This is a genomic window from Streptomyces sp. NPDC001027, from assembly GCF_040299045.1.
In the GTDB taxonomy this organism is placed as follows: Bacteria; Actinomycetota; Actinomycetes; order Streptomycetales; family Streptomycetaceae; genus Streptomyces.
Genome location: NZ_JBEPBI010000230.1, coordinates 1 through 12,109, shown reverse-complemented (window position 1 = coordinate 12,109; position 12,109 = coordinate 1). Strand labels below are relative to the sequence as shown.

At 73.2% G+C, this 12,109-nt stretch carries 12 protein-coding genes; all 12 read left to right on the top strand.

Translation table 11 applies throughout. The features are described from left to right. Nucleotides 1-169: 169 nt before the first annotated feature. Nucleotides 170-1,951, top strand: coding sequence for an enoyl-CoA hydratase-related protein (locus tag ABT300_RS35440; RefSeq protein ID WP_351684779.1), 1,782 nt, complete (start codon nucleotides 170-172; stop codon nucleotides 1,949-1,951). Between the two features lie 122 nt (nucleotides 1,952-2,073). Then, entirely contained in the window at nucleotides 2,074-3,162 is a 1,089-nt protein-coding gene (locus ABT300_RS35435; protein ID WP_351684776.1) for an NADH-quinone oxidoreductase subunit B family protein, read from the top strand. A gap of 86 nt (nucleotides 3,163-3,248) precedes the next feature. Then, nucleotides 3,249-5,033 carry a nickel-dependent hydrogenase large subunit gene (locus ABT300_RS35430; protein ID WP_351684774.1) on the top strand — a complete coding sequence of 595 codons (1,785 nt, stop codon included), beginning with the start codon at nucleotides 3,249-3,251 and terminating at the stop codon, nucleotides 5,031-5,033. Next, nucleotides 5,030-5,584, top strand: a complete 555-nt coding sequence (locus ABT300_RS35425; protein WP_351684772.1) for a NifU-related iron-sulfur-binding protein — start codon at nucleotides 5,030-5,032, stop codon at nucleotides 5,582-5,584. Before ABT300_RS35430 ends, ABT300_RS35425 begins: the two co-directional genes overlap by 4 nt. Continuing rightward, complete coding sequence (locus ABT300_RS35420; RefSeq protein ID WP_351684769.1) at nucleotides 5,581-6,243, top strand: DUF5947 family protein; 663 nt, start codon at nucleotides 5,581-5,583, stop codon at nucleotides 6,241-6,243. Before ABT300_RS35425 ends, ABT300_RS35420 begins: the two co-directional genes overlap by 4 nt. After that, nucleotides 6,240-6,935, top strand: a complete 696-nt coding sequence (locus ABT300_RS35415) for a DUF6084 family protein (RefSeq protein WP_351684766.1) — start codon at nucleotides 6,240-6,242, stop codon at nucleotides 6,933-6,935. The genes ABT300_RS35420 and ABT300_RS35415 overlap by 4 nt, the downstream gene beginning before the upstream one ends. Then, on the top strand, nucleotides 6,932-8,395 hold the full coding sequence (locus ABT300_RS35410) for a hypothetical protein (protein WP_502978059.1): 1,464 nt from the start codon (nucleotides 6,932-6,934) through the stop codon (nucleotides 8,393-8,395). The genes ABT300_RS35415 and ABT300_RS35410 overlap by 4 nt, the downstream gene beginning before the upstream one ends. Further along, the gene (locus ABT300_RS35405) at nucleotides 8,392-8,934 is read left to right on the top strand and encodes a hydrogenase maturation protease (RefSeq protein ID WP_351684763.1); all 543 of its coding nucleotides are present in this window, start codon (nucleotides 8,392-8,394) and stop codon (nucleotides 8,932-8,934) included. Before ABT300_RS35410 ends, ABT300_RS35405 begins: the two co-directional genes overlap by 4 nt. An 11-nt stretch (nucleotides 8,935-8,945) precedes the next feature. After that, nucleotides 8,946-9,050 carry a DUF6893 family small protein gene (locus ABT300_RS44620; protein ID WP_452995030.1) on the top strand — a complete coding sequence of 35 codons (105 nt, stop codon included), beginning with the start codon at nucleotides 8,946-8,948 and terminating at the stop codon, nucleotides 9,048-9,050. Between the two features lie 150 nt (nucleotides 9,051-9,200). After that, nucleotides 9,201-9,596: a hydrogenase maturation nickel metallochaperone HypA/HybF gene (locus tag ABT300_RS35400; RefSeq protein WP_351684760.1), complete on the top strand. Its 396-nt coding sequence runs from the start codon at nucleotides 9,201-9,203 to the stop codon at nucleotides 9,594-9,596. Between the two features lie 3 nt (nucleotides 9,597-9,599). Beyond that, nucleotides 9,600-10,460 carry a hydrogenase nickel incorporation protein HypB gene (hypB, locus tag ABT300_RS35395; protein ID WP_351684757.1) on the top strand — a complete coding sequence of 287 codons (861 nt, stop codon included), beginning with the start codon at nucleotides 9,600-9,602 and terminating at the stop codon, nucleotides 10,458-10,460. Beyond that, nucleotides 10,457-12,109: carbamoyltransferase HypF (hypF, locus tag ABT300_RS35390; RefSeq protein WP_351684754.1), on the top strand; the 1,653-nt coding region annotated here is incomplete at its 3' end. The genes hypB and hypF, both read left to right, overlap by 4 nt.

Sequence of the window (12,109 nt, the reverse complement as noted above, 5' to 3'; positions counted from 1 at the left end):
GCTCGGGCCGCTGTGCGCCCGCCGGCCCCGGTCGGCGAGGCCGGACGGCGGATCGGCGTCGACTTTCGGGTGACCCCACCGTCTGTCGACGGGCACGGCGGACCCGCCCTGGCCGAGGATCGCGGTCGGCGGACATCCCTGCCTGCCGTTCTCCCGCCCGGAGGCAGCTGTGCACATCCTGCTCCTCGCCAGCGCGTTCAACAGCCTCACCCAGCGTGCCCACGCCGAACTGCGCGACCGCGGCCACACCGTGGCGGTGGAACTGGCCCTGCCCGACACCCCGTTGCCGCAAGTCGTGCGCCGGCACGCACCCCGCCTCGTCGTCGCGCCCATGCTGAAGACGGCGATTCCGCAGGAGGTGTGGACGGCGTACACCTGCCTCGTCGTGCATCCGGGGCCCGTGGGCGACCGCGGACCGTCCTCCCTGGACTGGGCGATCCACGAGGGCGTCGACCGATGGGGCGTCACCGTCCTGCAGGCCGACGGGGAGATGGACGCCGGTGACGTGTGGGCGTCGGAGCCGTGCCGGGTCCCGCCGGTGTCCAAGAGCGAGCTGTACCGGGGCGAGATCGCCGACGCCGCGCTGAAGGCCCTCCTGCTCGCGGTGGAGCGCTTCGCCGGGGGCACGTACGCACCGCGTCGGCAGCCCGCGTCCGGCGCGTCGGACGGCCGCCCGGGCGCCCGGCCTTACCTCGACCAGAGCGTCCGGCGGATCGACTGGGCCACGGACTCCACCGAGGACGTCCTGCGCAGGCTCAGAGCGGCGGACTCCCAGCCAGGGGTGCTGGACACGCTGCTCGGCGGCGAGTGGTACCTGCACGGCGGTCACCCCGAGAACGCGCTCCGCGGCCGCCCCGGCGAGCTGCTGGCCACCCGGGCCGGAGCGGTCTGCCGGGCCACCGGGGACGGCGCCGTGTGGATCCCCGAACTGCGGCCCCGCAGGGCGCCAGGGGAGCCCGCCACGTTCCGGCTGCCGGCCGTGCAGGCCCTCGGCCACCGGCTGCCGCCGCTGCCCGAGCTCTCACCGCCCCCGCTGCCCGACGCGCAGGCCGACGCCTGGAGCGACATCCGCTACCGGGAGGACGGGAACGTCGGCTTCCTGTCGTTCTCCTTCCCCGGCGGCGCCATGAGCACGCGGCAGTGCCGACGGCTGCTGGACGCCTACCGGGAGGCGTGCACGCGGCCCACGGCCGTGCTGGTCCTGGGCGGCGAACGGGACTTCTTCTCCAACGGGATCCACCTCAACGTCATCGAGGCCGCGGACGACCCCGCGGCCGAGTCCTGGGCGAACATCAATGCCATCGACGATCTGGTCGAGGCGGTCCTGACGACGACGGACCGGCTGGTGGTCGCGGCGGTCGCGGGCAACGCCGCCGCGGGCGGGGTGATGCTGGCCTTGGCCGCCGACGAGCTGTGGTGCCGCGCGGGCGCCGTGCTGAACCCCCACTACCGGCTGATGGGCCTGTACGGGTCGGAGTACTGGACGTACACCCTTCCGCGCCGGGTGGGGGCCGCGACGGCCGACCGGCTCATGCGTGAGGCCCTGCCGGTGAGCTCGGCGGGCGCACTGCGCCTCGGACTGGTCGACCGCGTCGTCGACTGCGGTCCGGACGCGTTCGGGCGGGAGGTCGGCAGCCTGGCGGCCCGCCTGGCGTCGGCTCCGGCGACGGCGGCCAGGATCACCGCGAAGAAGACGGACTTGGACCGGCTGCAGGCGGCCACCCCGCTGGCCGGCTTCCGCGAACGGGAGCTGGCCCGGATGCGCCGCACCTTCGACGACCCGGACGCCCCCTACCACGCCCTGCGCCGCGCCTTCGTCCGCAAGGAGCGGCCGGCCGGCACCCCGGCGCACCTCGTGTCCGCCGCGGTTGCGCGGACCGCTTCCGTCCCCACTGCGGCCGCCGTCACCGGAACGGCCCACGAAGACATCTCGTCACGGCCGAACGGCTGATACGAAGAAACACGAAGAACATGCAGGAAAAGAAGAAACACGGATAAAACAATCAGAAACGTGAAGAAAAGCGATGGCCGGCATACAGGCCTTCATCCCTTACCTCCCCAGGAGGCGGTCCCATGACTGAGGTGACGCCGGGCACGGTCGGCGCCGCGGACGCGGACGGCGCGCCCGCCGACGAGACACCCACGATCCACATCCTCTGGATCAACGCGGGGTTGAGCTGCGACGGCGACTCGGTCGCGCTGACGGCCGCCATGCAGCCCAGCATCGAGGAGATCGTGCTCGGCGTGCTGCCGGGTCTCCCCAAGATCGCCGTCCACTGGCCGCTCATCGACTTCGAATGCGGCCCGATCGGCGGCTCGGACACGTTCATCGAGTGGTTCTTCAAGGGGGAGCGGGGAGAGATCGACCCGTTCGTCCTGGTCGTCGAGGGCTCCATCCCCAACGAGGCGATCAAGCCCGAGGGCTACTGGTGCGGCTTCGGCGACAACCCGGAGACCGGCCAGCCGATCACCACCAGCGAGTGGATCGACCGGCTCGCCCCGAAGGCGCTGGCGGTCGTCGCCATCGGCACCTGCGCCACCTACGGCGGCATCCACGCCATGGCGGGCAACCCCACCGGCGCCATGGGCGTGCCGGACTACCTCGGCTGGGACTGGAAGTCCCACGCCGGCATCCCCATCGTGTGCGTCCCGGGCTGTCCGATCCAGCCCGACAACTTCTCCGAGACGCTCACCTACCTGCTCTACCAGGCGGCCGGCTCCGCCCCGATGATCCCGCTGGACGACAAGCTGCGCCCCACCTGGCTGTTCGGGGCCACCGTGCACGAGGGCTGCGACCGCGCCGGCTACTACGAGCAGGGCCAGTTCGCGCTGTCGTACGACTCCCCGACCTGCCTGGTCAAGCTCGGCTGCTGGGGCCCGGTCGTCAAGTGCAACGTGCCCAAGCGCGGCTGGATGAACGGGATCGGCGGCTGCCCCAACGTGGGCGGCATCTGCATCGCCTGCACGATGCCGGGATTCCCCGACAAGTTCATGCCGTTCATGGACGAGCCGCCCGGCGCCAGGGTGTCGAGCGGCGCCAGCGGCGCGTACGGCGCGGTCGTCCGCAGGCTGCGGTCCATCACCGCCAAGACCGTGGACAAGGAGCCCAGGTGGCGCCGCACCGGAGACCGGATCGCCACCGGATACCGGCCCCCGTGGTGAGCGACCGCCGCACGTAGTCCGCTCCCCGCTTCGTGCACCCCCCACCCCCCGTACCTCCCGCGCAACGAGAAGGGCACGGCACACAGATGGCACCGAAGACGAAGGCGGCCGGCGACGGCGCCGGCCTGGTGGAGATGGCCTGGGACCCGATCACCCGGATCGTGGGCAGCCTGGGCATCCACACGAAGATCGACTTCAAGCAGAAGCGGGTCGCGGAGTGCTACAGCACCTCGTCGGTCTTCCGTGGCTACAGCGTCTTCATGCGCGGCAAGGACCCCCGCGACGCGCACTTCATCACCAGCCGCATCTGCGGGATCTGCGGGGACAACCACGCCACCTGCTCGGTGTACGCGCAGAACATGGCGTACGGCGTCAAACCCCCGCACCTCGCCGAGTGGATCATCAACCTCGGCGAGTCCGCGGAGTACATGTTCGACCACAACATCTTCCAGGAGAACCTGGTAGGGGTCGACTACTGCGAGAAGATGGTCAAGGAGACCAACCCCGGCGTCCTCGAACTCGCCGAGCGCACCGAGGCCCCGCACGCCGCCGAGCACGGCTACCGCACGATCGCCGACATCATGCGCTCGCTCAACCCCCTGGAGGGCGAGTTCTACCGCGAGGCCCTCCAGGTCAGCCGCTACACGCGCGAGATGTTCTGCCTGATGGAGGGCCGCCATGTGCACCCCTCCACGCTCTACCCGGGCGGCGTCGGCACCATCGCCTCCGTACAGCTCTTCACGGACTACCTCAGCCGCCTGATGCGCTACGTGGAGTTCATGAAGCGCGTGGTGCCGCTGCACGACGACCTGTTCGACTTCTTCTACGAGGCGCTGCCGGGCTACGAGGAGGTCGGCCGGCGCCGCGTCCTGCTCGGCTGCTGGGGCGCGCTCAACGACCCCGAGCACTGCGACTTCACCTACGCCAACATGTCGGACTGGGGACGGAAGATGTTCGTCACCCCCGGCGTCATCGTGGACGGCAAGCTCGTCACCAACGACCTCACCGACATCAACCTCGGCATCCGCATCCTGCTGGGCAGCTCCTACTACGAGGACTGGCAGGGGCAGGAGCAGTTCGTCACCCACGACCCGCTCGGCAACCCGGTGGACCCGCGCCACCCGTGGAACCAGCACACCATCCCCGCCCCGCAGAAGCGGAACTTCGACGACAAGTACAGCTGGGTGATGTCCCCGCGCTGGTTCGACGGCAAGGACCACCTCGCCCTGGACACCGGCGGCGGACCCATCGCCCGCCTGTGGTCGACCGCGCTGTCCGGGCTCGTCGACATCGGGTACGTCAAGGCGACCGGCCACAGCGTGGTCATCAACCTGCCGCGCACCATGACCAAGCCGGAGACCACCTTCGAGTGGAAGATCCCGCAGTGGTCCAACGCCCTGGAACGCAACCGCGCCCGCACCTACTTCCAGGCGTACGCCGCCGCCGTCGCGCTGCACTGCGCGGAGAAGGGCCTGGCGGAGGTCCGCGCCGGACGCACCCAGACCTGGGAGAAGTTCGAGGTCCCCGACGAGGGCATCGGCGTCGGATTCACCGAGGCCGTCCGGGGCGTCCTCTCCCACCACATGGTGATCCGCGACGGCAAGATCGCCAACTACCACCCGTACCCGCCCACCCCGTGGAACGCCAGCACCAGGGACACCTTCGGCACCCCGGGCCCCTACGAGGACGCCGTGCAGAACACGCCCATCTTCGAGGAGAACACCCCGGAGAACTTCAAGGGCATCGACATCATGCGCGCCGTGCGCAGCTTCGACCCCTGTCTGCCCTGCGGCGTCCACATGTACGTCGGCGGCGGCAAGACCGTGAAGTCGATGCACGTGCCCACCGGCCTGAGCGGACTGGGCGGATGAGCGCGGCGACGACGGCGGCGACGCCGGTGAACGCGGAGCAGACCGGACGCCGCGTCGAGGAGGTCCTGGAGCGGCTGACCGCGAGCGGCGACCCGGCCGCCGCCGCGGCCGCGGAGGAACTGGTGCGGTCCCTCATGGACTTCTACGGCGCCGGACTGGCCCGCATCCTCCACCTGCTGTCCGCAGCCCCGGGCGACCCGGGCGCCCCCGACGGTCCGGCGGCACGGCTGCTCGGCGACGAACTGGTCGCGAGCCTGCTCGTCCTGCACGACCTGCACCCCGAGGACCGCGACACCCGCATCGCCCGGGCCCTCGACAGCGTCCGCGAACACGCCCTGGAGGTCGTGGACTTCGACGAGCGCAGCGGCGCCCTGTCGCTGCGAGCCCGGGAGGCCGGCGGCTGCGGCTGCGGCTCCGGAGGGGACGCCCGGCAGGCCGCGGCGGCCGCCCTCGCCTGCTTCGCACCGGAGGTCACGGCCGTCGACGTGCAGAGCGCGCCCGCGGGGCCCACGCTCCTGCAGATCGGCGCCGCCCCGACGGGAGCCCGATGACGGCGTCCCCGGCGACGCGCCCGCCCGGCCTGCGGAGGTTCGTCGCCGAACGGGCCCCGCAGCCCGAACGGTGCGAGCTGTGCGCCGTGCCGGTCCCGGCCGACCACCGCCACCTGGTCGACACCGAGAAACGCGCCCTCGTCTGCGCCTGCGCCCCCTGCGGGCTGCTGATGGAGCAGCCGGGGGCCGCCGCGGGCCGCTTCCGCACGGTCCCGGACCGCTACCTCGCCGACCCCGCACACCACCTCGACGACAGCGCGTGGGACGCCCTGCAGATCCCGGTCGGCGTCGCCTTCCTCTTCCGCAACGCGGCACTGGACCGGCTGGTCGCCCTCTACCCGAGCCCGGCCGGGGCCACCGAGAGCGAACTCGACCCCGCCACCTGGACCGACGTCCTCGGCGGCAGCCGCCTCGCCGCACTGCTCGAACCCGACGTGGAGGCGCTGCTGCTGCGCCGCACCGACGGCGGCTGCGCCTGCCACCTCGTCCCCATCGACGTCTGCTACGAGCTCGTCGGCCGCATGCGGCTGCTGTGGCAGGGCTTCGACGGCGGCGCGGAGGCCCGCGCCGCGCTGGAGGCGTTCTTCGCGGACGTCGCGCGCCGCGCCCGTCCCGTGGACGAGGCGGAGCGCCCGCCGGAGAAGGCGGTGCGGCCGTGACGGAGTTCTCCTTCGCCTGCACCGGCGTGCGCGCCGACCGCTTCGCCGCCGGACCGACCCTGGTCTTCCGGCTGCGGGTCACCGCCGCGGCCGGCGCACGTGTGCACGCCCTCGCGCTGCGCTGCCAGATCCGCATCGAACCGGCCCGCCGGACCTACGCAGCAGCCGAGGCCGACGGCCTGTCGGACCTCTTCGGCGAGCGCTCCCGCTGGGGCAGCACGCTCCAGCCGGTGCAGTTCGCCCAGGTCGCGCTGATGGTCCCGAGTTTCACCGGAGAGATCGAGACCGACCTCGTGGTGCCCTGCACCTACGACATGGACGTCGCCGCGACCCGCTACCTCAGCGCCCTCGCCGACGGCGAGGTCCCGCTGCTGATGCTGTTCTCCGGCACGGCCTTCACCGGCGACGGCGGCTTCCGGGTCGAGCCCGTCCCCTGGGACCGGGAGGCGGCGTTCCGGATGCCGGTCGCCGCCTGGCGGGAGATGGTCGAGCAGCACTTCCCCGGCTGCGGCTGGATCCGGCTGCCGCGCGCCACCATGGACGCCCTGCTCGCCTACCGCTCCCAGGCCGCCCTGACCTCCTGGGAGGCGACGCTCAAAGCCCTCCTCGCCGCCGCCGACGATGCCGTAGGCCCGTCCGCGAGCGACCCGTTCCGCGCGCTCACCGGCAGCACCGTAAGGACGGACCCGTGACCGTGACCACCGCCTTCGCACCCGAGACGGAGGAACGGTTCGCCCACGCCCGGCAGGTGGCCGACGCCGTCCTCTTCGAGGGCTACGTGCTCTACCCGTACCGCGCCTCCGCCGCCAAGAACCGGCTGCGCTGGCAGTTCGGGGTGCTGGTGCCGCCCGGCTGGGGCGCGGAGTGCGAGGAGCACGACTTCCAGCACACCGAATGCCTGATGGAGCCGAAGGCGGGCGCGACCCTCTCGGTCGAGGTGCGCTTCCTGCACGCCCGCCGGCGCACGGTGCAGCGCGCCCGCCCGGACGGCGGCTTCGAGACGGTGCCCGAACTCCGCCTCGACGACCGGGTGCTGGTGCCCTGGGACGAGGGGAGCGAGGAGCGGGTCGAGGTCGTCGCGTCGGTCGACGAACTCCTCGGGGACGGCGTCACGCACCGTTTCCGCCGCCCCGCCCGCGAGGACGCCGAACCGGTCCTGGACGCGGCCGGCCGCACCGTGGGCCGACTGGTCCGGCGGTGCGAGGAGATCAGCGGGACGATCCGGCTGTCCGCCGGCGAACTCGACGGCCCCTACCGGGCCGTGCGTCTGACGGCCGTCGTCGAGAACACCAGCGACTGGACGCCCGGCGAGAGCCGCGGCGCCGGCCGGGACGCGGCGCTGCCGCAGTCCCTGGTGGCCACCCACCTCCTCATGGCGCTGAGCGCCGGATCGTTCCTGTCGATGACCGATCCCCCCGAGTGGGCCAAGGGCGCGGTCGCCGCCTGCCGCAACCTGCACACCTGGCCCGTGCTGGCCGGCGAACCCGGCCACGCCGACCTCGTGCTGTCCTCGCCGATCATCCTCGAGGACCATCCGGCCATCGCACCGGAGAGCCCCGGCGCGCTCTACGACGCCACCGAGATCGACGAGATCCTCGCGTTGCGCACCGCGGCCCTCACCGACGAGGAGAAGCGGGAGGCCCGGGGCACCGACGAGCGGGCGGCCGCGGTGATCGAGCTGGCGGACTCGATGCCGGCCGAGGTCCTGGAGCGTCTGCACGGCGCGGTGCGCAGTCTGCGCGAGGTCACCGGCCAGGGCCCCGCCGCCCCGGACGCAGCCGTCGCGGGCCCCGCCGCTGCGCAGCAGGGCTTCCCCGACGAGCACGGCGTGCCGCGGCCGGACACTCCCTGGTGGGACCCCGCGAGCGAGGCCGGCTTCGATCCCGCGCGGGACCGCGTGCTCGTCGACGGCCGACCGGTGGGCAAGGGCAGCCGCGTCGCGCTGCGGCCGGGCCTGCGCCGCACCGACGCCCAGGACATCTTCCTGCGGGACCGCACGGCGACGGTGGAGGCGGTCCTGCACGACGTCGACGGCGGGGTGCACCTGGCGGTCACGGTCGACGGCGACCCGGGCGCCGACATCCGCCGCGAGCAGGGGCGGTTCCTGTACTTCCAGCCCGACGAGATCGCGCCCCTGGAGGAGGACCGATGAAGCCCTCCGCACCGCCGGCCCCCAGAACCCTCGTCGCCGGCATCGGCAACGTCTTCCTCGGCGACGACGGATTCGGCGTGGAGACCGTCCGCCGGCTCGCCGCACGCGACCTGCCCGACCATACCGAGGTCGTGGACATCGGCGTACGGGGGATGCACCTCGCCTACCAGCTGCTCGACGGCTACGACACCCTCGTCCTCGTGGACGCCACGGCCCGCGGCGAAGCCCCGGGCACCCTGTACGTCATCGAGCACGACTTCGGCGACGGGACGCCCGCCCCGGCCGCCGCGATGGACGGCCACCGGATGACCCCCGACGCCGTCCTGGCGCTGCTGGCCGCCCTCTGCGCCGGAACCGGCACGCAGCCGCCGCGCCGCGTCCTGGTGGTCGGCTGCGAACCGGCCTCGGTGGAGGAGGGCGTCGGTCTCGGCGCACCCGTGTCCGACGCCGTGCCGCGCGCCGTCCGGCTGATCGAGGAACTGCTGTGGAACAGCGAGCCGTCCGCGGCGCAGACCCCGCCCGCGCAGGTTTCGACATGAGGAGAGACGGGATGAAGAAGATCGTCATCGGTGGAGCGGCCCTGGCCGCCGTGGCCGCCGTCTTCGCCGAGGTGTTCCCCGACATCAAGCGCTACCTGAGGATCCGACGGATGTGACCGCCGGCGCCCAGGGCGCCCCGGTGCGCCCCGCGGTTGCGTCGAACGGCGTACCCGCGAGGCACGCGACGGCGTGCCGGGCCGTGCGACCCGTCCTGGCGCGCCTCTAATGAAGCCCGGCGGAGGCAGCCTGCGAAAGGACGGGGAGTCATGCACGAGATGTCCGTCGCGCTGGCCGTCGTCGACCAGGTGGCCGAGGCCGCAGGCCGCTCCGCGGGCGTCACGGCCGTGCGGTCCGTACGGCTCCAGGTGGGCGAACTGGCCGGCGTCGTACCGGACGCTCTCGCCTTCTCCTTCGAGCTGGCCTGCGCCGGCACCGTCCTGGAAGGCGCCGAACTGATCACCGAAGCGGTGCCGGGGCGGGCCCGCTGCACGCCCTGTGCGCACGAATGGGCCGTCGGCATGCCGCCCCGGCTGACCTGCCCCGCGTGCGGCGCGACGCACACCGAGCTGCTCGCCGGCCGGGAGCTGCAGATCGTCGACGTGCTGTGGGAGGACGGCCCCCCGCACGCGTCCACCCGCGAACCGATCTCCGAGGAGCGCTGAACCATGTGCCGTGTCGTCGACCTGCGGCAGGCCGTACTCGCGAAGAACGACGCGAGCGCCGACGCACTGCGCGCCCGCCTCGCCGCCCGCAGGACGGCCGTCGTCAACCTGATGTCCAGTCCGGGCAGCGGGAAGACCGCGCTGCTGGAGCAGGAGCTGCTGCGGGCACGGGAGCGGTCCGTGCCCGTCGCCGCGCTGAGCGCCGATCTCGCCACCGAGAACGACGCGGTCCGCCTGGCGCGTTCGGGCGTCCCCGTGAAGCAGGTGCTCACCGACGGTCTGTGCCACCTGGAGGCGGGCATGCTCGCCGGGCACCTCGACGGCTGGCTGCCCGAGGACGTCCGGCTGCTCTTCGTGGAGAACGTCGGCAACCTGGTCTGCCCGGCCTCCTACGACCTCGGGGAGACGCTGAGGGTCACGCTCGCGTCCGTGACGGAGGGCGAGGACAAGCCGCTCAAGTACCCCACCGCCTTCGGCCTCGCCCATCTCGTCGTGCTCACCAAGACCGACATCGCGCAGGCCGTCGAGTTCGACGAGCTCGCGTTCCGCGCGAACGTGGAACAGGTCAACCCCGGGGTCGAGGTGATCCTGACCTCCGCACGCCGGGGGCAGGGGATCGGCGCGCTGCTCGACCGGGCCATGGCGGCCGCCGACGGCGAGCGGGTCCACACGCCCGTGATGGCCCGGCCGCCGCAGCACGAGGGCCACACGCACGAGGGCCACACGCACGAGGGCCATGCCCCCGACGGCCATGCCCACGAAGGGCACGCCCACGCGCACACGCACCACGGTCACGCCCACGCGCACGACGGGCGCCACCCGGCCCCGGAGGCCGACGGCGCCATGGCCCGCACCCACCCGTGAGCGGTCCGCAGGCCACGGCCGCCCTCCTCGGGGACGGCCCGCTACGACGCCGGGTGACCGTCCGGGGAGTCGTGCAGGGCGTGGGCTTCCGGCCCTACCTGTACGGCCTCGCCACCGAGCTCTCGCTGGCCGGACACGTGACCAACACACCCGAAGGCGTCGTCGTGGAGGTCGAGGGCGCCGCCCCGGCCGTGGCCCGCTTCTGCGACCTGATCGCCGCCCAGGCGCCCCCGCTGGCCCGCGTCGAGTCCGTGCGGCACCGGGACGTCCCGCCCGCGGGCGACACCGCCTTCACCATCCTCGCCTCCCGCGCCGACGGGCCGGCCCGCACCCTGGTCTCCCCGGACGCCGCCACCTGCGCCGACTGCCTCGCAGAGCTGGCCGACCCGGCCGACCGGCGCTACCGCCACCCCTTCGTCAACTGCACCCACTGCGGGCCGCGCTTCACGATCGTCACCGGCGTGCCCTACGACCGGTCCCACACCACCATGTCGGGCTTCCCCATGTGCCCCGACTGCGCCCGGGAGTACGCGGACCCCGCCGACCGCCGGTTCCACGCGCAGCCGGTCGCCTGCCCTGCGTGCGGACCGCGTCTGCGGCTGGTCCTCGGCCGGGCGCCGGGGCCGGCTGCCGGGGAGGCGGCGGACCCGGTCGCGCAGGCGCGCGCCCTGCTGACGGCGGGCGCGATCCTCGCCGTGAAGGGCCTGGGCGGCTATCACCTGGCCTGCGACGCCACGAACGCGGCGTCGGTGGCCCTCCTGCGGCGCCGGAAGGCGCGCGGCGACAAGCCGTTCGCCGTGATGGTCAGGGCGGCGGACGACGTCCGTCACCTCGTCCGGCTAGGAGCCGGGGAGCGGAGCCTGGTCGAGAGCCCGGCCAGGCCGGTCGTCCTGATGAGGCGGCTCCCGCGGCCGTCGTACGCCGACGGGGACCCGCGTCCCGCCGAGGCCGTCGCGCCCGGCAGTCCGGACCTCGGTGTGATGCTGCCGTACACACCCCTGCACCATCTGCTGCTCGGCCTGCCCGGTGACGGGGACGGTCCCCGGCTGCTCGTCATGACCAGCGGCAACGTGTCCGGCGAGCCGATCGTCACCGACGACGCCGAGGCGCTGGAGAGGCTCGCGCACCTGGCCGACGCCTGGCTCGCGCACGACCGGCCGATCCACGTCCCGTGCGACGACTCCGTGGTCCGTCTCTGCGACGGCGAGCCGTTGGTGCTCCGCCGCTCCCGCGGATACGCGCCGCTGCCGGTGCCCCTCCCTCTTCCGGTGCGGCCCGCGCTCGCGGTCGGCGGAGACCTCAAGAACGCGTTCTGCCTGGGAGCGGGCCGTCGCGCCTGGCTGTCGGCGCACATCGGCGACATGGACGACCTCGCCACCCAGCAGGCCTTCGGCCGCGCGGTGGCGCAGTTGCGGGACATCACGGGCGTGCGGCCCGAGACCCTGGCCTGCGACCGGCATCCGGGCTACCGGTCCGCCCGGTGGGCCGACCGGAACGCGTCGGACCGGCCGGTCGTACGCGTCCAGCACCATCACGCGCACATCGCCGCCGCCATGGCCGAGCACGGACTGGACGGCGCCCGCACGGTGATCGGCGTCGCCTTCGACGGCACCGGCCACGGCGACGACGGCGCCGTGTGGGGCGGGGAG

Coding starts and splice junctions, on each gene's coding strand:
- ABT300_RS35430 (WP_351684774.1), top strand. CDS start 3,249: ATGGCACCGAAGACGAAGGCGGCCGGCGACGGCGCCGGCCTGGTGGAG.
- ABT300_RS35425 (WP_351684772.1), top strand. CDS start 5,030: ATGAGCGCGGCGACGACGGCGGCGACGCCGGTGAACGCGGAGCAGACC.
- ABT300_RS35405 (WP_351684763.1), top strand. CDS start 8,392: ATGAAGCCCTCCGCACCGCCGGCCCCCAGAACCCTCGTCGCCGGCATC.
- ABT300_RS35435 (WP_351684776.1), top strand. CDS start 2,074: ATGACTGAGGTGACGCCGGGCACGGTCGGCGCCGCGGACGCGGACGGC.
- ABT300_RS44620 (WP_452995030.1), top strand. CDS start 8,946: ATGAAGAAGATCGTCATCGGTGGAGCGGCCCTGGCCGCCGTGGCCGCC.
- ABT300_RS35420 (WP_351684769.1), top strand. CDS start 5,581: ATGACGGCGTCCCCGGCGACGCGCCCGCCCGGCCTGCGGAGGTTCGTC.
- hypB (WP_351684757.1), top strand. CDS start 9,600: ATGTGCCGTGTCGTCGACCTGCGGCAGGCCGTACTCGCGAAGAACGAC.
- ABT300_RS35400 (WP_351684760.1), top strand. CDS start 9,201: ATGCACGAGATGTCCGTCGCGCTGGCCGTCGTCGACCAGGTGGCCGAG.